The sequence below is a fragment of the Dinoroseobacter sp. S375 genome (genome assembly GCF_049800775.1).
Classification (GTDB): Bacteria; Pseudomonadota; Alphaproteobacteria; order Rhodobacterales; family Rhodobacteraceae; genus Dinoroseobacter.
Genome location: NZ_JBNAFR010000006.1, coordinates 171,367 through 191,869, shown reverse-complemented (window position 1 = coordinate 191,869; position 20,503 = coordinate 171,367). Strand labels below are relative to the sequence as shown.

The window sequence follows — 20,503 nt, the reverse complement described above, 5'->3', positions numbered from 1 at the left end:
ATTTCCGCTATGTGCCTGCCTTTAGGGCTGGAATCCCCCGCGTGCACATCACATACTCGGGCTTAGTCAGAGTTATCCGCGATTTCATTTGCGGCACAGCACAAGAAAAAGGCACTCAGAATGGCCGGCGACAAACAGAATTTGCAGGACGCGTTTCTCAATCATGTTCGTAAAACAAAGGTTCCGGTAACGGTATTCCTTATTAATGGCGTGAAATTGCAGGGGGTTATCACATGGTTTGATAATTTCTGCGTTCTGCTGCGTCGCGACGGCCAGAGCCAGCTTGTTTACAAGCATGCGATCTCGACCGTCATGCCGACCCAGCCGATCAGCCTGTACGAGGGCGAAGACTGACCGACTATTATGATCACGCACCCGAGCAGACCCGTGCTCTGGTGCTGCACCCCGAACTGACCTCGGACCGGGAGCGCCGTCTGGCGGGCCCGGCTCTGGAAGAGGCCGTGTCGCTCGCGGCGGCCCTGCCACGTCTCGAGGTGGTGGGGGCCGAAAACGTGCGCCTGCCCAAGGTGCAACCGGGATTGCTGTTCGGATCGGGCAAGATCGAGGAGCTGGGCGCGCGCATCAAGGCCGAAGAGATCGGGCTGGTGTTGATCGACGGCCCTGTCAGCCCGGTGCAGCAGCGCAATCTGGAACGCGCCTGGAAGACCAAGATCCTCGACCGGACGGGCCTGATTCTCGAGATTTTCGCGGACCGGGCCAGAACGCGCGAAGGTGTTCTGCAGGTGGAACTGGCCGCGCTGGCCTATCAGCGGACGCGCCTTGTGCGGTCCTGGACCCACCTGGAGCGGCAGCGCGGTGGGCTCGGCTTTGTCGGCGGCCCCGGTGAGACCCAGATCGAGGCGGACCGCCGCGCGATTGACGAGGCGGTGACCCGGATCAAGCGACAGCTTGCCAAGGTGGTGAAAACCCGCGAGCTGCACCGCGCCGCGCGCAAGAAGGTGCCCTATCCGATCGTGGCGCTTGTGGGCTATACCAACGCCGGAAAATCGACCCTGTTCAACCACCTGACCGGGGCAGAGGTGATGGCAAAGGACATGCTCTTTGCCACGCTCGATCCAACCATGCGCGCGTTGAAACTGCCCACGGGGCTTGACGTGATTCTTTCGGACACGGTGGGCTTCATCTCGAACCTGCCGACCGAGCTGGTCGCGGCCTTTCGCGCGACGCTGGAAGAGGTGCTCGACGCCGATCTGATCCTGCACGTGCGCGACATCGCCCATCCCGACAGCGCGGCGCAGGCGGAGGATGTGCACAAGATCCTCGATGCGCTGGGGGTCAAGGACACGACCCGGATGGTGGAGATCTGGAACAAGATCGACCTGCTGCCCGAGGCCGAGGCCGATGCCCTGCGCATCTCGGCGGCGCGGCAGGAGGATGTGCTCGCGATCTCGGCGGTGCGCGGAGACGGGTTCGATGCGCTGCACGAAACGGTGGCAGCACTTCTGACCCCGGCGGTGACCGATGAGACCCTGCTGATCCCCTATGCCGAGGGGCGGGCGCGGGCCTGGCTGTTCGAGCAGGGCGTGGTCGAGGGCGAGGCGCAGACCGAGGATGGCTATGAGCTACAGGTGCGCTGGACCCCGGCGCAAAAGGCCCGCTTTGCCGTCAGGGAAGGGGCCGGGACCTGATCCCAGCCCGCTGATCCCAGCCCCGACCGGTCACGCGGCCTCTACGCGTCTGGCGAGCAGCGCGCGCCACAGCACCACAGCCGCCGCCACCTGACCGCTCAGAACAGCGGGCCAGATCAGCGCGATCTGCGGATCGACGTATTTCTGCGGCCCGAAAGAGACCAGCGCGCCCAGGGCGGCCAACACCATCAGGCCGCGCCCTGCACGCTCCGCCGGGCCGATCCACACCGCCGCCAGAGCCGCCGCAACAGAGGCGCCAATGAACGGACCAATGGCGAAAAGCGGTGTGGTGGCTGGCGGGTGTGGGGCCACCCCGGCATATAGCGCGCTCAGCATCACCACTTGCAATACGATCAGGGCCGCGAGCCCCGCCTGGCTATAGCGACAGGTCATCTTTCTCTTCCTTTCGTCAAAAGTGTAACAAGGTGTACGGTTGCTCATATCCGTAATCACCTGTACGGTTGTCGTCAAGACCGAGAGGAGGTGACGTGATGCGCGCTGAAAACAAGCGAGACCGACAAGCAGCCATCGAAGAGGCTGCCTTCGATGTCCTCGAAGAAAAGGGCTTCGCGGGTATGTCCGTTTTGTCGGTCGCACAGCGGGCCAAGGCGTCCAACGGCACGCTCTACAGTTGGTATGGCAACAAGGTGGGCCTGTTCAAAGCGCTGGTCGCACGCAACGCAGCCGAGTTGCGCGCGGCGCTCGAAACGGCGCCGGAGGGCGGAGCGTCTCCGCGCGAGACGCTTGATCAGATCGGGCCACAGCTTCTGGGGCTGCTGCTGAGCCCGCGGGCCATCGCGCTCAATCGGGCGGCGGCGGCGGATCCGAGCGGCGCGCTTGGCGCGGCCCTGTCGGATGCTGGTCGCGGCACCGTCGCCCCCTTGATCGCCCGGGTGGTGCAACAGGCGCAGGGCGACGGGATGCTCTCGCGCGGAACAGATTTCCAAGAGATCACAGAGGTTTATCTCAGCCTTCTGATCGGAGACCTGCAGATTCGCGTTGTGGCCGGACACCAATCCCCGCCCGAGGCCACGGCGCGCAAGGCCCGGGCGGCCCGCGCCCTCACACAGCTCGAAACGTTCTATCCCGCCTAGGGCTGTGCAGCCTCGGCCGGATAGAGCAGGGTCACCCCATTCGCGCCTGCACGGGCAAGGTCGGGATCCAGCGTCATGGGGATGTATTCCCCGCGCCGCCAAAGCTCCCCCAGATCGTCGTAATGCCGCGACAGCGGGTGACCGGATTGCCCGGTGGAGATGATGAAGACCGAACTGTCGGGATCTGCGAAGTCGTAAACCCCGCGATAGGCCCCGCCATGGGTGTTGAGATAGGGGTTCGGCCCGGTCCCCTTGGTCACACCGCGCATCAGGGTCGTGTCCCCGCCGCTGGTGGATTGCCGAATGTTCAGAAGCGGGCCGATGAACGGGGCCGCGCCCAACACCGGGTGATCATGGGTGGCTTCATGGGCATCGCCCCAGCGCCAGCCCTCTACCGCGCGACCGAAGGCCTCCGATAGGGACAGCAGCGCGTCGTCGAGCGCCCGGCGGGCTTGCAGGGTGCAGGTCTCGACCTCGCTGCTCTGGACCACATCGCACCAGATGCTCGCGCCGTCCACATCGCGGAAGACCCGTTCGAGGAACAGCACCTCCGGGTGGCGGAACTCGTCCGCGAGGGGCCCAAGCTCGTCGCGGATCAGGCGGTCCTGCAGGGCGCGCATCCAGGCGGTATAGATCAGCGGCTCGGGCAGATGCTCGGACATCTCGCCATTCCACTCGGCCAGAAGGTCGAGCGCGATGCGACGGTCCCGGGATTGGGAGCCGAGGGCCGAGGCCTCTTCCGAGAACCAAAGGTCCCGCGCCACCAGCGGCAGCAAGGTCCGCGCGCCCTGGCTGACCGTGTCGAGCTGCGCCTCGATGAAGCTGTCGCGGGTGTGGACCTGCCGCGCTCCCATGAGCCGTTCCCAGCGCTGGACCCGTTGGGTGTCGCCCCAGTCATAGGACATGTGGAACGGGAAGGGGCGGTCGATCACCTTGTTGTTGGTATTGCCCAAAAGGCCGCTCTGCGGATCCACGAAGCGCGGGTTGGCCGCATAGCCCAGCGCCCCTTGCCAGCGGTTCTCGGGCCGCCAGCCGGGGGTGGGCAGGCGACCAAGGCTTTGATGAGCCGCGGCGCGGCGGGGCAGGGCGCCGACGGTCTGGAACGCCACCCTCTCGGCATCGGCGAGGGTCAGGTTCTGGGCCGGGGCGATGAAATCGCGCCCCACCTCGATCGCACCCTCCACGTCGCGCGCCGCCATCAGGTTCAGCGCGGCATCCATCGACGTGTCATTCGGGCTCAGCGCCGTCCAGGCCAGCGCGGCCACGTGGCCCTGGGGCGTGATGCTCGCAAGGTTATAGTGCTGCCCGGGCAGGACCGGCCCGTTCTGGGTCCAGCGCAGGGTGATGGTCACCGGCGTGGCATCCTTCACCTCGATGACCGAACGGCGCGTGCGGAAGGGCTTGTAGCCCTCCGGGGTCAGGTATTCCTCGGGATTGTCGGGGTTGAGCTGCTCGATGAAGAGGTCCTGATCATCGGCATAGCTCGAGGTCAGGCCCCAGCCGAGAAACCCGTTGCGTCCGGTCAGAACTGCCGGGATGCCCGGCACCGTGCCGCCGATCACGCCACCCGCGCCGAGATCCATCCGCGCAAGGTACCAGATCGCCGGGGCCGTGAATTCCAGATGCGGATCATTGGCCAGAAGCGTGCCCCCGGCGGCCGAGCGCGAGGGGGCCGCGGCCCAGGCATTCGACGCGCCCGCAAAGGGACGGGGATGGAGCGGCGAGAGCGGATCAAGCGGCAGAGGCGCGCCCGCGAAGGCCTGACGCCGGTCGACGCCGGGTACAAGGCTGGCGAATTCCGGCAGCACGGTCAGGCCCGCGCCCGGGCTCTCGGGCAGGATATCCAGCACCCGCTCCGGCGGCAGGGCGAGCGAGATCCGGGCGCGCAGCACCTCGGTCTGCATGTGCCAGCTCAGCTGCAGCGCCATGAGCTTGATCATCACCACGGAATCCGCGGGCTGCCAGGGGGCGATTTCGGGCTCGAACAGGAAAAACTCCGGCGCACCGCGCCCCAGCGCGCCCTTGTTCACCTCGGCGATCCAGGCGTTCACCCCCGCTGCATAGGCCTCCAGCGCTTCGATCGTCGCCGGTGAGAGCGCATCGACCGAGGATTGCGCGAGCCGGTAGAAATCGAACCGACGCAGCAGGTCGTCGATCTGCAGGGTGCGGCTGCCAAAGAGCTCGGACAGCCGTCCCTGCGCCGTGCGGCGCATCATCACCATCTGCCACAGGCGATCCTGGGCATGGACGAAGCCGAGACCGAAATAGCTGTCGGCATCGGTCTGGCCAAAGATATGAGGAACATTGTGGGTGTCGCGCACGATCTCGACCGGCGCGGACACCCCTTGCAGCGCGTAGCTGCCATCGTAATCCGGGATCGACCGGGAGGCGAAATAATAGGTGAACCCGAGGCCGATCCCGACACATGCGAGACTGGCCAACAGGATCCGCATCATCCATTTCAGGAGCCGCGCCATATCACCCTTTCCACCCCGGGACGGGCCCGGTCATTCCCTTGGCGCGCCCGGAGGGGCGGTCACCTCCCCGAGGATCAGGGGATGATGCGGTTATAGACCGTCCCGTTCAGGGATGCGCCCGCAATCAGGCCCGCCTGACCGAAGATGATTCCAACCACCGGGTCACGCGCGGTCAGGGTTTCGGCGCTGATGGCCTCGCCCGTATCTGCGAGGGTGATCTCGAGATCGCCGCCCACGGTGAGCCCATTGCCATTGCGGAATTTCTGCAGTGCTTCTTCGGTCATGAAGAAGATCGCATGGGCGTATTGCTGTGCGCCGATCTGGAAGCCGAAGCTGGCCTGGGTGCCCTGGTAGTAGTCGATCGTCGCGCCGTTGATCCGCAGCGCGCCCTTGCCATAGGCCCCGCCCACGCCGAACCCGGCCTCGGTGATCAGCGGCATCACCAGCACGCCGGAGGCCTTGCGCCCCAGATCGGCGGCTCCGGGCACGCTCGATTCCAGAAACAGCATCGCGGCATCCACGCGCTGATCAATGGTTGCGGCCCGCTGGGCGCTGCCCTCGACCGAAGCGCAGCCCGCAAGGGCCACAAGTGCCCCAAGGCTTGCGCCCAAAACGGCACCGCGCCGTGTGATTTTCTGTGTCATCTGCTCGCTCTTTCTCATGACGTCGACTGGGCCGGCGCTGCCTGTATGGCCGGGATCCAGCCGGTTTGGTGGCTGGGGGCTCTATGGCCCCTTGATGTCGTGTTTTAAACGAGGGAGTGCGGTCTGTCACCTCACATCCCTGCATATTGGCCGCTGCGTGCGGAAAACGGGCGGGTTTATGCGATCCCGTTGAGGCGCTCGGCCACGGTCGGTGCGAAATAGGTCAGGATCCCGTCGCACCCGGCGCGCTTGAAAGCCAGAAGCGACTCAAACATCACCTTGTCATGGTCGAGCCAGCCATTGGCCACCGCGGCCTGGATCATCGCGTATTCGCCAGAGACCTGATAGGCATAGGTCGGCACGCCGAACGCGTCCTTCACCCGGCGGCAGATGTCGAGATAGGGCATGCCCGGTTTGACCATGACCATATCCGCGCCCTCGGCCAGGTCGCGTTCGATCATCCGCAGCGCCTCGTCGGAATTGCCCGGATCCATCTGGTAGGTGTTCTTGTCGCCCACCAGCGCCCCGGACGCGCCCACCGCATCGCGGAAAGGCCCGTAAAAGCCAGAGCTGTATTTCGCGGCATAGCTCAGGATCGTCACATCCGTATGACCCGACGCCTCGAGCGCTGCACGCATTGCGCCGATCCGGCCATCCATCATGTCCGAGGGGCCGAGGATATCGGCCCCGGCCTCGGCCTGCGCCACGGCCATCTTCACCAGCGCGCCGACGCTTTCGTCATTCACGATCACGCCGTCCCGGACGATGCCGTCATGGCCGTTGATATTGTACGGGTCAAGCGCCACATCGGTCATCACGGCAATCTCGGGCACCTCGGCCTTGATCGCCCGGATTGCGCGATTGCTGAGGTTTTCGGGGTTCCAGGCCTCTTCGCAGAGCAGGGTCTTCAGGGCCGGATCCGTATAGGGAAAGATGCAGATCGCCGGGATCCCGAGCCGCGCCGCCCGCTCGGCAGCGCGCACGGCCCCCTCGACCGTCACGCGGCTCACCCCGGGCATCGAGGCCACGGGCACCGCCCCGTCGGGTTCGCTGACAAAGATCGGCCAGATCAGGTCATGCACGGTCAGCTCCGCCTGCCGCGTCAGATTGCGCAGGGCAGGGGTGCGGCGCAGCCGACGGGGACGGAAATGGGGAAACGGGGCTTGTGTCGGTCGCATGTTGGGCCTTTTCGTAACTCTGATCTGGGTGCCACGAAATTGCCCGTATCTCAAGGCTGGAACTCCCCTGCGCACCTGCCTATGGTCCGCGCACGCGCCTTCAGGATTGTGCCCTTGGACCTGCATCTCACCATCTCCGAGCTCATCGACGCCCGCTCGTTTTCCAGCATGTGGTACTGGATCGTGCTTGCGGCGTTCTGGTCCATGCTGAGCCATTACATCGTGGGCGTGCCCTTTGATCTGGTGCAGCGCGCCCAGCGGCGCAACGATCCGGAGACCTGGCGCGATCTGACCGCGATCAGCCGCATTCAGGCCCGTCGCTATCTCGCCTTCAGCGGTCGGACCGGGCTTGTGGCCACGGCCCTTGGCGGCTTCCTGATCACCGCGCTCTTTCTGCTGGGATTCTTCTACTGGATCGAACTGTGTCAGGCGCTGTTCTTTCTGGTCTTTCCCTTTTGCCTGCTCACCCTGCTGAGCCAGCGCACCGCGCAGGAGATCCTCGACAAGCAGCCCGAGGGCCCCGATCTGGTCGCCGGCCTCAAGCGGCACCGGCTCTGTACCCAGCTGGTGGGGATCGTGTCGATCTTCATCACCGCCTTCTGGGGCATCTGGCAGACCATGAGCGTCGGCGTCCTCGGCAACTGACCGCCCCGAAACCGGCACGGGACAGGACCCCGGACCTCCCCGGCAATATGCCATCACACCGGACGCGGCCGAACCCGCGGTTGACAGCAGCCCCAAAGCACGTACCTCCACGCCATGACCTCCCAAACCTCTCCGACACGATTGCGCGTTACCGGCGTGCCCGAAGGCTTCGACGCGCAGATCGTTGCGCGCGAGGCGCAGGGCGCGGGCGGGCAGGCGGTCTTCGTGGCCCGCGACGACAAGCGCATGTCGGCCATGGCGGCCGCCCTCGCGGTCAGTGCCCCGCATATCCCGGTGCTGCGGTTTCCGGGATGGGATTGTTTGCCCTTCGACCGCTCCTCGCCCAATGCCGAGATCAGCGCCACGCGTATGGCGACGCTGGCCGCGCTGGCCCATGGCATGCCGGGGCCGTTCATCCTGCTGACGACGCTGAGCGCGGTGACCCAGCGCGTGCCCGCCCGAGCAGTGCTGGCGGAGGCAAGCTTCTCGGCGCAGGTCGGGGGCCAGATCGACGAGCGCGGGTTGCGCGAGTTCCTGACCCGCATGGGGTTTGTCCAGGCGCCCACGGTGACCGAGCCCGGCGATTACGCGATCCGGGGCGGGATCATCGACATCTTCCCGCCGGGCCAGCCGGGCCCTGTGCGGCTCGATCTGTTCGGCGATGTACTGGACGGCGCGCGCCGGTTTGACCCCGCGACCCAGCGCACCACGGAAAAACTGGACGCAATCGAGCTTGCGCCGGTCTCGGAGATCATCCTCGACGAGGCTGCGATCACCCGGTTCCGGCAATCCTACCGGATCGAGTTCGGCGCGGCGGGCACGGATGACCCGCTCTACGAGGCGGTCTCGGCGGGGCGCAAACATGCGGGGATGGAGCATTGGCTGCCCTTCTTCCACGCCCGGCTTGAGACCCTGCTCGACTACCTGCCCGAGGCGAGCCTGTTGCTCGATGACCAATTCGAGGCGATGCATCTCAGCCGTTGGGAAGGCATTCAGGACCAGTATGAAACCCGGCGCCACGCGCTGGCGCAGAAGGGGCAGATGGGCACGGTCTATAAACCCTGTCCACCGGAGTTGCTCTATATCCCGCCCGCGGATGAGGCCGCGCAGATCGCCACGAGCCGTACGCTGCAGCTGAGCGTGCTGCCCTCGGCCACGGGGCCCGGGGTCACGGATGCGGGCGGACGGATCGGGCGCAATTTCGCGCCGGAGCGTCAGAGCGAGGCGACCGGCCTCTTTGAGGCGCTCGCCGCCCATATCGCCGACAAGCGCCGCGAGAGCCAGGTGGTCATCGCAAGCTGGTCCGAGGGCGCGCGCGAACGTCTGCGCGGGCTGTTGGAGGATCAGGGCGTTGCCGGGCTGGCCGAGATCGGGCGGCTGTCGGATGTGCCCGCCGGGACCGGGGGCGTGCATCTGCTGGTCTGGGCGCTGGATGAGGGGTTCGAAGGCAAGGACGCCGCGGGCACACGCCTGACGGTGATCTCGGAACAGGACGTGCTGGGCGACCGGCTGATCCGCACCACCAAGCGCAAACGCAAGGCCGAGAACTTCCTGCAGGAGGCGACAAGCCTCAGCGCCGGGGATCTGGTGGTCCATGTGGATCACGGGGTGGGCTGTTTCAAAGGGCTTGAGACCGTCACCGCCATGGGCGCGCCCCATGAATGCCTGCTGCTGGAATATGCCGGGGGCGACCGGCTCTATCTGCCGGTGGAAAACATCGAACTGCTCAGCCGTTTCGGGCAGGAGATCGGCCTGCTGGACAAGCTGGGCGGCGGCGCGTGGCAGGCCAAGAAGGCCAAGCTCAAGGAGCGGATCCGCGAGATGGCGGACAAGCTCATCCGCATCGCCGCCGAACGCGCCCTGCGCCGTGCGCCCATGCTCGAGCCGCCCCCGGATATGTGGGAGGCGTTTTCGGCCCGCTTCCCCTATACCGAGACTGACGACCAGCTCAGCGCCATCGAGGATGTGGTCAGCGATCTTGCGGCGGGCACGCCCATGGACCGGCTGATCTGCGGCGACGTGGGCTTCGGCAAGACCGAGGTGGCCATGCGCGCCGCCTTCATCGCGGCCCTCTCGGGGGTGCAGGTGGCGGTGATCGCGCCCACCACACTGCTGGCGCGGCAGCATTACAAAAGCTTTGCCGAACGCTTCCGTGGCTTCCCGCTGGAGGTGCGTCCGCTCTCGCGCTTCGTGCCCGCAAAGTCCGCCTCGGAAACGAAGAAGGGGCTCGGGTCCGGGTCCATCGACATCGTGGTCGGGACCCATGCGCTTTTGGCGAAGAATGTCCGGTTCCACAATCTCGGCCTCTTGATCATCGACGAGGAACAACGCTTTGGCGTTGGCCATAAGGAGCGGCTGAAAGAGCTACGCTCGGATGTGCATGTGCTGACCCTGACGGCGACGCCGATCCCGCGCACCCTGCAGCTCAGCCTGTCGGGCGTGCGGGACCTGTCGATCATCGGGACGCCGCCCGTGGACCGGCTCTCGATCCGCACCTATGTCTCGGAATTCGATCCGGTCACCCTGCGCGAGGCGCTCTTGCGCGAGCATTACCGGGGCGGCCAAAGCTTCTTCGTGGTGCCGCGCATCAAGGACATCCCCGAAATCGAGGACTTCCTGCGCGATCACGTCCCGGAGGTGAGCTTTGTCATCGCCCATGGCCAGATGGCAGCGGGCGAGCTCGATGAGCGGATGAACGCGTTCTATGACGGGAAATACGATGTGCTGCTGGCCACGACCATCGTGGAATCCGGCCTCGATATCCCGACAGCCAATACGATGATCATCCACCGGGCCGATATGTTCGGGCTGAGCCAGCTCTACCAGATCCGGGGCCGGGTGGGGCGGGCCAAAACCCGCGCCTATGCCTATCTGACCACGAAACCGCGCCAGAAACTGACGCCCGCCGCGGAAAAGCGGCTGCGGGTGCTCGGCTCGCTCGACAGTCTGGGGGCGGGGTTCACGCTTGCGTCCCAGGATCTCGACATTCGCGGGGCAGGGAACCTTCTGGGTGAGGCGCAGTCGGGCCAGTTCCGCGAAGTCGGCTACGAGCTGTACCAGACCATGCTTGAGGAGGCGATCGGCAAGATCAAATCCGGTGAGCTGGAGGGCGTGTCGGATATGGATGGTCAATGGGCGCCGCAGATCAATCTGGGCGTACCGGTCCTGATCCCCGAGGCCTTTGTGCCCGATCTCGACGTGCGGCTGGGGCTCTACCGGCGGCTGTCACAACTCACCACCAAGGTCGAGCTCGAAGGCTTTGCCGCCGAGCTGATCGACCGGTTCGGCAAGCTGCCGCGCGAGGTCAACACGCTGCTGCTGATCGTGCGGATCAAGGCGATGTGCAAGAAGGCCGGGATCGCCAAGCTGGATGGCGGGCCCAAGGGTGCGACAGTGCAGTTCCACAATGACAAGTTCGCCAATCCGGCCGGACTCGTAACCTTCATTCAGGACCAGCGCGGGCTGGCCAAGGTGCGTGACAACAAGATCGTGGTGCGTCGGGACTGGGCCAAGGAAAGTGACCGGATCAAGGGCGCCTTCGCCATCGCGCGGGATCTCGCGGCGCAGGCCAAGGGCGCGGCAAAACCCGCCGCCAGCGCCAAGGGCTGACCTGCGTCGCTGCGCGGGCCATGGCCCGCGTGCCCCCCGATGCGAAGACCGGGCAGGCCGGGTCGGCTTAGTCGATCAGGTCGCCGCCGCCATCAATGGGCAGGGCATCGCCGCCGTCATCGCCATCGTCACCGCCCGCAGGGGCACTGCGCCGGCGGGGGCTTTCGGTGTCCACCAGCCCGCCGCTCACCCCGAAATCGAGCAGGTTGAGCGCGGAATCATAGCCAAGATCCAGCCCGAGATAGTAATCCTCATCGAGATAGGCGATCCCGACCGTCGGGCGGAAGACACGGGTGCGGAACATGTAATCGACCCCGAGGCTGCCGACCGTGCTGTCCTGCTCGTCATCCGAGAACAGGCGCACGCCCACGCCCGCATTCGGCTCGCCGCCCGAAAAGGCCATGGTGAAGCCAAACCCGATGGTCGGGTCCGCCTGCGCCGGAACGCTGAGGCCAAGGGCTGCGACAAGGGCCAAAGCCGTCGATTTCATCATGGGATCATCCTGACCGATAGACATATCTGTGGCCTTGAGAGTGTCGAGTTTCCAGCGCGATTTCAAGCGCAGGCGCGGCTGGATCGGGCGGATGCGGCATTGCAGCGAAAGTGCGCTCCGCATGTGTGGGGTCCCCTGTGCTCAGGCGGGCGCCTCACCGCGCGAGCCGAGGATTTTCATCACCCAGAGCGCGCCGATGCAGAGCACAAGCACCCCGGCGACCCCGGGGATAGGCGTGCCGTTGAACAACAACCCGATGGGCACCGCCAGCAAGACCGACCCCATGGTCGAGAGCGATCCGACCACCGAGGCCGCCGTGCCCGCGATATGGCCCATGGGCTCCATCGCGATGGCGTTGAGATTGCCCAGCGTCATGCCCGCCATGAAGAACACGCTCGTCACCCAGAGGAAATAGGCCCAGAGATGCAGCGCTTCGGGCCAGCCGACCCAGCTCACCAGCAGGAATACCGCCGAGATCAGGATCTGTCCCGTCAGCACCGCGCGCACCATCCGGCGCATGCCCAGCCGCACCACGAGGCGCGCGTTGATGGCACTGGCGCTGGAGGCCAGAACGGCGATGGCGGCAAACCACAGATGGAAGGTCTCGGCCTGATTGAAGGTCACGTCAAAGACCGGCTGTGTCGAGGACAGGGTCGCAAAGAGCGTGGCAAAGGACATGGTCTGCGCGAGGATCGACAGGCGCACGACGCGGTCGCGCAGCACCTCGGCGACATTGCCCGCAACGCTCCGCATGGAGAGGGGCCTGCGCGCGGCCACGGGCAGGGTCTCGGCCTGGCGGATCATCATCCAGCCCACCGAGAAGACCGCAAAGCCGATAAAGGCCGCAAAAATCGCTCGCCACCCGGCAAAATGGATGATCAGCGCGCCCAGGCTCGGCGCGATGGCAGGCACCAGGGCGAAGATCAGAAAGACCAGCGACATGATCCGCGCCATATGCCGCCCGACATAGAGATCGCGCACCATGGCGATGGCCACGACCCTCGGCCCCGCCGCCCCGATGCCCTGAACCACCCGGGCAATCAGCGCGAGCTCCAGCGATTGCGCCGCCCAGGCCAATGCCGCCGCCGCACAATAGAGGATCGCGCCGGCTACGATCACCGGCTTGCGCCCGAAACTGTCCGAGAGCGGTCCGGCCAGCAATGTGCCGAACCCCATGCCGAAGACAAAGGAGGTGACGATCAATTGCGCGCGGTTCACATCCTCGGGCGTCAGCTCTGCCGCGATCTCGGGCAGGGCGGGCAGCATGGCGTCGATGGAAAACGCGATCGTCGCAAAGAGCATCGCCATAAGGGCGATGAACTCCGGCTGGGACAGGCGGGGCGGGGGCATTTCAGGCTCCGGTGGATTCCCGGATCGCTAACACGCCTGATCGCGCCGCGCCATATGCTGCGTCGGATTGCGCGGATCTAGTCCTGGGCCGCCTGGATCTGCGCCTTCAGCTCGTCTATGACTTTGGTCCAGAGTTCAGGGGGTTGCGCGCCGTTCAGCACATGCTGGTTGGCCAGAACGAAGGTCGGCACGCCTGAGACGCCGCGCTGCCGGGCATGGGCGTCGCGGGCGCGGATATCCTCGGCATCCGCATCCCCCTCCAGCAGGGTCCGCGTCACGGCCGCATCGAGTCCGATCTCTTCGGCGAGGGCGCAGAGCACGTCCAGATCGCCAATGTCGAGCCCTTCGCGGAAATAGGCCGTGAACAGGCGCGAGACCATGGCGATCTGCCGCCCTTCGAGCCCGGCCCAGTGGATCAGGCGGTGCGCGTCCAGGGTGTTCGGCGTCCGCTTAATCGCGGCGAAATCGATGTCGAGCCCGGCTTGCTTGGCGGTCTCCTCGATCCGGCCATACACCTCGGCGGCACCGTCCGGTCCGCCAAACTTCGCCTCAAGATAGGTGCGCCGCTCCATCCCCCTGCGCGGCATGTCTGGGTTCAGCTGAAACGGATGCCATTCGATGGTGAAGGGGTGGTCCGGCGCTTCGGCCATCGCGCGGTCGAGATAGCTTTTGCCGATGTAGCACCAAGGGCAGATCGGGTCGGACAGGATATCAAGCTTGATCATGTGGGGCCTCGAAACCCGCCCGCAGGGCGCGGCGGTTCAGTTTACCATTGCCCCCCTTGGGCAGCGTTTCCCGGTGAATGTAAAGCCGCGGTTGCTTGTAAACCGCCAGGTGTTGCGCGGCCTCCGCGCGCAGATCGGCCTCGGGCAGCGGGGCAGGGCCTGCGTAAAAGAGCGCGATCACCGTCACATCCGGTTTGATCTCAACCTCGACCGCGGCGGTCTCGGACATGCCTGCCATCCCCTGAAAGGCTCGTTCGACCTCCAGGGGAGAGACCCGGTAGCCGCCCGCGTTCATCATGTCATCGCCGCGCCCGAGATAGCGCAGGGCGCCGTCCGCATCGATTTCGACCATGTCGCCGGTGTCGAACCACTCCCCGGACAGGGGCAGCTTGGGCGTTCCGGCCTCCAGATATCCCAGCATCAGCCCCGGATCGCTGCGATGGATGCCGAGCCGCCCGGGCTGACCCAGGGTGGGCGTGCCGTCTGCGCCAAGGGTGGTGATCCGGCGTCCGGGCTGAGCAAAGCCCGCAGCACCCGCGGGCGCCTGTCGTCCCGGCGCGCCGGACACGAAGGTGGAGCATTCGGACATGCCCAGGGCTTCGTAAATCTCCGTTCCGGTCTTGGCGTGCCACAACTCGCGGCTGGCCTGCGGCAGGGCTTCGCCCGCAGAGAGGCCATGGCGCAGTCTGGGCAGGGCCGGAAAGCTGTCCGCCCGCAGCATCTGGCGATAAACCCCCGGTGCGGCAGCGAAAATCGTCGCGTCGCTCTGGCGCAAGAGAGCGGGCAGGGCGCTGGTGTCTGTCCCTGCTGCCGGGATGAGGGCGGTTGCCCCCATGGCCCAGGGATCCATCAGGCCGACGCCCAGCGTATAGGTCCAGTTGAACGCCCCGGCATGGAGGATGCGGTCCTCGGGGCCCATCCCGTACCAACCCTGCCACATCATCCGCCGCGCCCAGATCGCCCTGTGGGCATGGGCCACGGCCCGCGGGCGACCGGAACTGCCCGAGGTGTAAACGACATAGCCCAGCCGGTTCGGATCCCCGAAAACAGGTTGAAAATCTGACCCTTGCGCGCCGTTTCTCAGGTCCTCGGAGAGGAGCGCGGGCATGCCCCGAGGTTTGGTTGTCTCACCATCCCAGATGCAGAGCGCCGGGTTCAGATCCTCTGCGATCCAGTCGATCTCTTCTTGTGTCAGCGCCGCCGAGGTCGGCACGGGCACCAGATCCGCTGCGAGACAGGCCAGAAAGACGATGGGAAAGGCCACCGTGTTACCGATGCGCATGAGGATCTTGTCCTGCGGCACGCACCCGGCCGCGCGCAGTGCCTGCGCGGTGTCGGCCACAGCAGCCCGCAACCGGTCATAGCTCCACCGCTCCACACCCGTCGCAGACCAGAGCTCCAACGCGTGTTTCGCGCCGGGGGCTACCGTCGGATCGAGCACATAGGCCGCGAGGTTGAACGGCGCAGGGCAGGGTGCGAGCGGGTCGATCTGGGGCGTGGAACTCATGTCATCGGTGCTAGGCTGCGCGCCGGGCGGTTGCAAGTCGCCGCGCAATTCCGGACAATGCGCCCATGACCAAGCCCGATACCGAACCCAGTCTGATCCGTTTGGCCCGCGAAAGCGGCGATAGCACGCCGGTGGAACCGCTCAATCTCGGCGTGCGCGTGCGCGAATTGCGCAAGGCGCGGAACTGGACGCTGGAACAGGCCGCTGGACAGGCCGGATTGGCGCGCTCGACGCTCTCGAAAATCGAGAACGGGCAGATGTCGCCGACCTATGAGGCGCTCAAGAAGCTGGCCGATGGGCTCGAGATTTCCGTTCCGCAGCTTTTCACACCGCCGCGCAAGGCGCAGGTGAATGGCCGCATGTCCGTCACGCGCCGCGAAGATGGTGAGCCGCATCCCACGGCGACCTATGAACATGAGCTTCTGGCGGTGAGCCTGACAAAGAAGAACATGCTGCCATACCGGGCACGAGTACGGGCGCGCAGCTTCGACGAGTTCGACGGCTGGGTGCGCCATGACGGCGAAGAGTTTCTCTATGTGCTGACCGGCGCGATCCGGCTGATCACCGAATTCTACGAGCCCGTGGATATGCGCCGGGGCGACAGTGCGTATTACGACGCCTCCATGGGGCATAACGTGATCTCGACCAGCGAGGAGGATGCGAGCATCCTCTGGGTCACGTCCATGGCCTGAGGTCGCGTTTTACGGCGGGAGCTATGGGTCATGAGGCCTTATCTGGGCATACAAGAGTCCTGTAATCCGTATTATGTAAATATACGGGTGATCAGGTTGGGCGGCGTCAGCGCTTATAGCTGTTGAATTACAACGCCTTACAGCACCCGCTCGTCGCAATTTGTGCTGCGCCTATGGCCGCCCAAGCTTGTTCATCCACCCAAGGCTGTCCTCGGTTGCGCCCTGAGGCTTGTACTCCGCGCCCAGCGGCATGTCCCATCCGAGCCGATCGATTTCAGCGAAGACATGGGCGTAGTTAAGCTCGCCATGGTCCGGCGTGCCGCGATCCGGGACGCTGGCGAATTGGATATGCCCGATGATGTCCTGCAGCGCGCCGAGTTTGTGCGTGATGTCGCCCTCCATGAGTTGCACATGGTAGCAGTCGAACATCAGCTTGAGGTTTGGCAGATCAATCTCAGAAATGATGTCAGACGCTTGGGCCGTGGTTTGCAGGAAATAACCCGGCGCATCATAGCGGTTCAGAGGTTCGATCAGAATGGTGATCCCAGCCTCGGACGCGGCGCGGCACGCATATCTCAGGTTTTCGACGAAACACCGATGCGCCTCGGGACCTTCGGCAAACCCGGCCATGACATGGATCGCGCCCGCCTCGATCTGCGTTGCGTATGTCACGGCCTCATCAATGGCCGCGCGCGCCTCCGTCTCGCGTCCCACGAGCGCCGACAGGCCGTTCTCGCCGCCAGCGACATCGCCGCGCCGGGTGTTCAGACCGAACATCCTCAGGCCGGTCTCTTGCAGTGCGGTCCTGACCAAGGACGGGTCCGTATCATAGGGCCAATGGCACTCCACAGCCTGAAATCCAGCCTTATGCGCAGCGTGAATTGCCTCCGGTAATGTATTGTTGGTCCAGAGAAACCCTAGATTGGCCGAAAATTTCATGCATCCCATTCCACATCAAAGCGCGTGACGACATCGGTGATCTGTTCCGGCGTCAAGGCGCGCGGGTTGAGGCCGCGGGTCATCATGGCGAGCTGGGCTGTGGCCTCAAGCTCTTCTATGGCATTGCAGGCCGCCTCGATATCCTTGCCGGCCACAACGGGCCCGTGATTGGCGAGCATGACCGCGCTGCGCTTGCCAGCAAGCCCGCGCACCGCATCCCCCATGGCCGGATCCCCTGGCAGGAACAGCGGCAGGAGTTTCACTTTGCCGAGTTTCATGATGCCATAGGGTGTCAGCGGCGGCAGGAAGTTGTCCGGGTCCACGTCGGGCATCATGGAGAGCGCGACCGAATGACAGGAATGCAGATGTACCACGGCGCCTGCGGTGCTGCGCGTATCGTAAAACGCTGTATGCAATGGCATTTCCTTGGTGGGCTTATCGCCCGAGATCAGCCGCCCCTGCCCGTCGAACCGGCTGAGACGACCGGGGTCGAGCCGCCCGAAGCTTGTACCCGTGGGCGAGACCAGAAGTCCGCCATCCTCGGTGCGGGCCGAGATGTTTCCGGTGCTGCCGCCGGTCAGGCCGCGGTCGAACATGGATTTCGCCAGCAGGCAAAGTTGCTCCCGCAGAGTGGCCTCGGTGCTCATGCGGCGTCCAGCTGCGCGAGGGCATCGGCAAAGAAACTCTCGGCGCCGAAATTGCCGGATTTCAGGGTGATGGCGATGTCGGATCCGTTGCTTTTGGCAAAGCACCAGGGCACGCCTGGCGCGATTTCATCGCGGATATCGAGACGGGTGACGCCAAGCGCACTGGCAACCGCGCCGGAGGTTTCGCCACCGGCAACAACGAAGCGGCGGATTCCAAGATCGCGCGCGGCGACGGAAAGAGCGGCAAGCGCGTCCTCGACCACCGCGCCAGCAGCGGCCACACCGAGCTCGGACTGGGCGCGGCGAACCTCCTGTGGTTCGGCGGTGGCATAGATCAGCGGGTTCGCGGATGCGGATTGTGCCTTGAGCCAGTCGAGGGCCGCGCCATGGCCGGACCTCGCAAGCTGCAGTGGATCGAGTTTGAAGCCCGGCGCTTGACCGAGATAGGCGGCCACCTGCGCGCGCGTCATTTGCGAGCAGCTGCCCGAGAGGACAAGGGCGCCGTCCGGGACGGACGGCGCGGACCCGCGCTGCGGCGCCCCCTGCCCCTTGGCATAGAGCGCGGGAAGCGGTTGCGCGACGGCACTGCCGCCGGTCAAAAGCGGCATGTCCTGACATGCCTCGGCAATGATCGCGAGATCTGCATCGGCCACGGCATCCACGACCACATGCGCGACGCCTTCGGCGGCACGCTGTGCCAGAGCCGCGCGCAGGGCCTCGGGGCCCTTGGCCACGGTCAGACGATCGATCAGGCCGACTTCGCCCCGCACTTGCGGCGCAAGCAGGCGCATGAGGTTCGAATCCCGCATGGGCGTCAGGGGATGGTCCTTCATCGGGCTTTCATGGAGCGGTTGCTGCCCCACAAACAGGTTCCCCATGAAGATCGAGCGCCCATTCTCGGGAAATGCGGGGCAATAGATGGTCTGGGTCGCGCCGAGATCCCCCATCAGCGCCTCGGCCACGGGGCCGATATTGCCCTCGGGCGTTGAATCGAAGGTGGAGCAATATTTCCAGAAGAACCGCGACGCGCCAGCGTGCTGCAGCCAGCCCAACGCCGCGCGGCAACTGGCAATGGCGTCATCCACGGGGGCCGTCCGGCATTTCAGGGCGATCACCTCGAACTCAGCGGCCGTTTCCGCCTCGCTGGCATCGGGCACCCCGATCCGCAGACTGACGGCTGCCCCGCTGCGCGCGAGCAGCCCCGCCAGATCCGTTGCGCCCGTGAAATCGTCAGCGATACAGCCCAGAACCGCGCCCATCTTCATCCTCCCCTTGGACGCTCCCGCGTCTCCCGCGCGCAGAGTGACATTCGTCCGAGCGCTCCACAAGGGGGCGCGGACCACCGTGTTCGGCAGTATCCCTCTGGCCGCGCAGCAAAAAACTTCGACTTGGCGAGGAAGTCTGTTAACAGGTTAAGACTGAATTCGCGCCTGGACCCCGGACGAGCTATGCACATCACGATTCTCAATGGCCCAAACCTCAACCTTTTGGGAACCCGCCAGCCCGAGGTCTATGGGTCGACCACGCTCGCGGATGTCGAGGCGATGTGCGTCGCCAAGGCCGCGGCGCTGGATGTGTCCATCGCCTTTCACCAGAGCAATCACGAAGGCACGCTTGTGGATCAGGTCCACGAGGCCCGCACGCGGAGTGCGGGGTTGATCATCAATGCCGGGGCCTACACCCATACATCCATCGCGCTGATGGATGCAGTGGCCTCCGTATCGCTGCCCTGTATCGAGGTGCATCTGTCGAACATCCATGCGCGCGAGAGCTTTCGGCATACCTCCTACCTGTCACCGGTGGCGCTTGGCCTGATCTGCGGTTTTGGCGCCAAGGGCTATGAGTTGGCCCTGGACGGGTTGGTTTCGCATCTGCGAAAGGAGGTCACTTGACGCTCGATCACCTGCAAAAATTGGTGTCTGCGACCTCTGTCGACGCTGTGTGGACACAGCACTGCGCGCAGATGGGGGCGTTTGGATTTGACCGATTGCTGTACGGATATTCGCGGCTGGCCAATTCGGCCGCCTTCGGAGAACGACAGGATGCCCTGATCCTGAGCAACCACGACCCGGACTATCTGGACCGGTATCTCGCCGAGGATCTCTTGCGCGCGGACCCGGTGATCCAGTGGGCCGAAGCCAGTGATGGCGCCCTCAGCTGGCGCGAAATCGCCGGACATGACATCGCCGAGATGAACGGCAGCCCGGCCTCGCCGATCCAGAGCCTCAACCGCGAATTCGGCATCACCGCCGGGTACACGATCAGCTTCCGCAATCTGTCCCATCGTGGGATCGGCGCGATCAGCCTGACCGGTGCGTCTGGCCAGTCCCAGGATGATCTCGACGCGATCTGGGACGCGCATGGCCCAGAGATCATTTTGATGAATCGCGTCATGCACCTGACTGTCACAAAGCTTCCGGCGCGGGACTCGAATCGCCTGACCAAGCGTCAACGAGAAGTGCTGGAGTGGGTTGCGCAGGGCAAGACAATCCCGGAAATCTGTCTGTTAATAGACCGAAAACAGGCAACAGTCGAAAAACACTTGCGCCTCGCGCGCGAAGCGATGAACGCGCAAACCACGGCGCAGGCCGTGCTAAAGGCTTCTGTTCAAAACCAGATCTTCACGCTCAGATAGATCAATTCTATGAATTTGACCAATAGGTAAGGTTTTCCACACTTTCGTCACAGAACCGTTGGTGGCAGTGTCGTGATGTTCCGTGAGTGGTGGCTTTAGGCCATGGAGCACGTCCTAGGAGTGGCGGCAGTTATTTATTCGTCACCTGAAGACACGTCGGCTGGGGGGAGAATATTGATCAACTCCGCTCAGCCGACATCTTTACCCCGGATCTGAAAC

19 protein-coding genes are annotated in these 20,503 nt (G+C 64.9%); 8 read left to right on the top strand and 11 right to left on the bottom strand.

Annotated features, from left to right (window positions below):
* Window positions 1-120: 120 nt before the first annotated feature.
* Together hfq and hflX are read left to right on the top strand one after the other, a co-directional pair.
* The gene (gene hfq, locus ACP150_RS14810; RefSeq protein WP_424967440.1) at window positions 121-354 is read left to right on the top strand and encodes an RNA chaperone Hfq; all 234 of its coding nucleotides are present in this window, start codon (window positions 121-123) and stop codon (window positions 352-354) included.
* Between the two features lie 41 nt (window positions 355-395).
* Window positions 396-1,649 carry a GTPase HflX gene (gene hflX, locus ACP150_RS14805; protein WP_424967439.1) on the top strand — a complete coding sequence of 418 codons (1,254 nt, stop codon included), beginning with the start codon at window positions 396-398 and terminating at the stop codon, window positions 1,647-1,649.
* 30 nt (window positions 1,650-1,679) lie between these two features.
* Here the strand turns inward: hflX and ACP150_RS14800 are convergent, their stop codons facing one another.
* Complete coding sequence (locus ACP150_RS14800; protein WP_424967438.1) at window positions 1,680-2,042, bottom strand: hypothetical protein; 363 nt, start codon at window positions 2,040-2,042, stop codon at window positions 1,680-1,682.
* 98 nt (window positions 2,043-2,140) lie between these two features.
* On the opposite strand from ACP150_RS14800, the gene ACP150_RS14795 reads away from it, so the two are divergent.
* Complete coding sequence (locus ACP150_RS14795) at window positions 2,141-2,743, top strand: TetR/AcrR family transcriptional regulator (RefSeq protein WP_424967437.1); 603 nt, start codon at window positions 2,141-2,143, stop codon at window positions 2,741-2,743.
* Here the strand turns inward: ACP150_RS14795 and ACP150_RS14790 are convergent.
* The 3 genes from ACP150_RS14790 to hemB form a co-directional block, all read right to left on the bottom strand.
* Complete coding sequence (locus ACP150_RS14790) at window positions 2,740-5,220, bottom strand: penicillin acylase family protein (protein WP_424967436.1); 2,481 nt, start codon at window positions 5,218-5,220, stop codon at window positions 2,740-2,742. The two genes, ACP150_RS14795 and ACP150_RS14790, sit on opposite strands and share 4 nt — an antisense overlap.
* Window positions 5,221-5,294: 74 nt before the next feature.
* Window positions 5,295-5,864 (bottom strand): YSC84-related protein, encoded by a 570-nt coding sequence (locus ACP150_RS14785; protein ID WP_424967435.1) that lies wholly within the window; start codon window positions 5,862-5,864, stop codon window positions 5,295-5,297.
* A 176-nt stretch (window positions 5,865-6,040) separates the two neighbouring features.
* Window positions 6,041-7,042, bottom strand: coding sequence for a porphobilinogen synthase (hemB, locus tag ACP150_RS14780; RefSeq protein ID WP_424967434.1), 1,002 nt, complete (start codon window positions 7,040-7,042; stop codon window positions 6,041-6,043).
* Window positions 7,043-7,156: 114 nt separating this feature from the next.
* On the opposite strand from hemB, the gene ACP150_RS14775 reads away from it, so the two are divergent.
* Together ACP150_RS14775 and mfd are read left to right on the top strand one after the other, a co-directional pair.
* Window positions 7,157-7,687 carry a component of SufBCD complex gene (locus tag ACP150_RS14775; RefSeq protein WP_424967433.1) on the top strand — a complete coding sequence of 177 codons (531 nt, stop codon included), beginning with the start codon at window positions 7,157-7,159 and terminating at the stop codon, window positions 7,685-7,687.
* 114 nt (window positions 7,688-7,801) lie between these two features.
* Window positions 7,802-11,296, top strand: coding sequence for a transcription-repair coupling factor (gene mfd, locus ACP150_RS14770; RefSeq protein WP_424967432.1), 3,495 nt, complete (start codon window positions 7,802-7,804; stop codon window positions 11,294-11,296).
* Window positions 11,297-11,363: 67 nt separating this feature from the next.
* On the opposite strand, the gene ACP150_RS14765 is transcribed toward mfd, so the two are convergent.
* The 4 genes from ACP150_RS14765 to ACP150_RS14750 form a co-directional block, all read right to left on the bottom strand.
* Window positions 11,364-11,912, bottom strand: a complete 549-nt coding sequence (locus ACP150_RS14765; RefSeq protein WP_424967431.1) for a hypothetical protein — start codon at window positions 11,910-11,912, stop codon at window positions 11,364-11,366.
* 18 nt (window positions 11,913-11,930) lie between these two features.
* A complete protein-coding gene (locus tag ACP150_RS14760) occupies window positions 11,931-13,139 on the bottom strand; it encodes a multidrug effflux MFS transporter (RefSeq protein WP_424967430.1) in 1,209 nt (402 codons plus the stop codon).
* A 77-nt stretch (window positions 13,140-13,216) separates the two neighbouring features.
* Window positions 13,217-13,864 (bottom strand): DsbA family oxidoreductase, encoded by a 648-nt coding sequence (locus tag ACP150_RS14755; RefSeq protein WP_424967429.1) that lies wholly within the window; start codon window positions 13,862-13,864, stop codon window positions 13,217-13,219.
* Window positions 13,851-15,371, bottom strand: coding sequence for a class I adenylate-forming enzyme family protein (locus tag ACP150_RS14750; protein ID WP_424967428.1), 1,521 nt, complete (start codon window positions 15,369-15,371; stop codon window positions 13,851-13,853). Before ACP150_RS14750 ends, ACP150_RS14755 begins: the two co-directional genes overlap by 14 nt.
* A 65-nt stretch (window positions 15,372-15,436) precedes the next feature.
* Between ACP150_RS14750 and ACP150_RS14745 the strand changes: the two genes are divergently transcribed.
* Window positions 15,437-16,063, top strand: coding sequence for a helix-turn-helix domain-containing protein (locus ACP150_RS14745; protein ID WP_424967427.1), 627 nt, complete (start codon window positions 15,437-15,439; stop codon window positions 16,061-16,063).
* Between the two features lie 171 nt (window positions 16,064-16,234).
* Here the strand turns inward: ACP150_RS14745 and ACP150_RS14740 are convergent, their stop codons facing one another.
* From ACP150_RS14740 to otnK, 3 genes are read right to left on the bottom strand one after another with little or no spacing between them, the layout of a single operon-like run.
* Window positions 16,235-17,002 (bottom strand): hydroxypyruvate isomerase family protein, encoded by a 768-nt coding sequence (locus ACP150_RS14740; RefSeq protein ID WP_424967426.1) that lies wholly within the window; start codon window positions 17,000-17,002, stop codon window positions 16,235-16,237.
* On the bottom strand, window positions 16,999-17,649 hold the full coding sequence (locus ACP150_RS14735) for an aldolase (protein ID WP_424967425.1): 651 nt from the start codon (window positions 17,647-17,649) through the stop codon (window positions 16,999-17,001). The genes ACP150_RS14740 and ACP150_RS14735 overlap by 4 nt, the downstream gene beginning before the upstream one ends.
* On the bottom strand, window positions 17,646-18,908 hold the full coding sequence (gene otnK / locus ACP150_RS14730) for a 3-oxo-tetronate kinase (RefSeq protein WP_424967424.1): 1,263 nt from the start codon (window positions 18,906-18,908) through the stop codon (window positions 17,646-17,648). Before otnK ends, ACP150_RS14735 begins: the two co-directional genes overlap by 4 nt.
* 189 nt (window positions 18,909-19,097) lie before the next feature.
* On the opposite strand from otnK, the gene aroQ reads away from it, so the two are divergent.
* Both aroQ and ACP150_RS14720 read left to right on the top strand, forming a co-directional pair.
* Window positions 19,098-19,541 carry a type II 3-dehydroquinate dehydratase gene (gene aroQ, locus ACP150_RS14725; protein ID WP_424967423.1) on the top strand — a complete coding sequence of 148 codons (444 nt, stop codon included), beginning with the start codon at window positions 19,098-19,100 and terminating at the stop codon, window positions 19,539-19,541.
* Entirely contained in the window at window positions 19,538-20,284 is a 747-nt protein-coding gene (locus tag ACP150_RS14720) for a LuxR family transcriptional regulator (protein WP_424967422.1), read from the top strand. Before aroQ ends, ACP150_RS14720 begins: the two co-directional genes overlap by 4 nt.
* Window positions 20,285-20,503: the final 219 nt, after the last annotated feature.

Bases quoted from the DNA above. Each gene is read 5' to 3' on its own strand.
- hfq (WP_424967440.1), top strand. From the start codon at position 121: ATGGCCGGCGACAAACAGAATTTGCAGGACGCGTTTCTCAATCATGTT.
- ACP150_RS14800 (WP_424967438.1), bottom strand. From the start codon at position 2,042: ATGACCTGTCGCTATAGCCAGGCGGGGCTCGCGGCCCTGATCGTATTG.
- ACP150_RS14795 (WP_424967437.1), top strand. From the start codon at position 2,141: ATGCGCGCTGAAAACAAGCGAGACCGACAAGCAGCCATCGAAGAGGCT.
- ACP150_RS14790 (WP_424967436.1), bottom strand. From the start codon at position 5,220: ATGGCGCGGCTCCTGAAATGGATGATGCGGATCCTGTTGGCCAGTCTC.
- ACP150_RS14785 (WP_424967435.1), bottom strand. From the start codon at position 5,864: ATGACACAGAAAATCACACGGCGCGGTGCCGTTTTGGGCGCAAGCCTT.
- hemB (WP_424967434.1), bottom strand. From the start codon at position 7,042: ATGCGACCGACACAAGCCCCGTTTCCCCATTTCCGTCCCCGTCGGCTG.
- mfd (WP_424967432.1), top strand. From the start codon at position 7,802: ATGACCTCCCAAACCTCTCCGACACGATTGCGCGTTACCGGCGTGCCC.
- ACP150_RS14765 (WP_424967431.1), bottom strand. From the start codon at position 11,912: ATGCGGAGCGCACTTTCGCTGCAATGCCGCATCCGCCCGATCCAGCCG.
- ACP150_RS14760 (WP_424967430.1), bottom strand. From the start codon at position 13,139: ATGCCCCCGCCCCGCCTGTCCCAGCCGGAGTTCATCGCCCTTATGGCG.
- ACP150_RS14755 (WP_424967429.1), bottom strand. From the start codon at position 13,864: ATGATCAAGCTTGATATCCTGTCCGACCCGATCTGCCCTTGGTGCTAC.
- ACP150_RS14750 (WP_424967428.1), bottom strand. From the start codon at position 15,371: ATGAGTTCCACGCCCCAGATCGACCCGCTCGCACCCTGCCCTGCGCCG.
- ACP150_RS14745 (WP_424967427.1), top strand. From the start codon at position 15,437: ATGACCAAGCCCGATACCGAACCCAGTCTGATCCGTTTGGCCCGCGAA.
- ACP150_RS14740 (WP_424967426.1), bottom strand. From the start codon at position 17,002: ATGAAATTTTCGGCCAATCTAGGGTTTCTCTGGACCAACAATACATTA.
- ACP150_RS14735 (WP_424967425.1), bottom strand. From the start codon at position 17,649: ATGAGCACCGAGGCCACTCTGCGGGAGCAACTTTGCCTGCTGGCGAAA.
- otnK (WP_424967424.1), bottom strand. From the start codon at position 18,908: ATGGGCGCGGTTCTGGGCTGTATCGCTGACGATTTCACGGGCGCAACG.
- aroQ (WP_424967423.1), top strand. From the start codon at position 19,098: ATGCACATCACGATTCTCAATGGCCCAAACCTCAACCTTTTGGGAACC.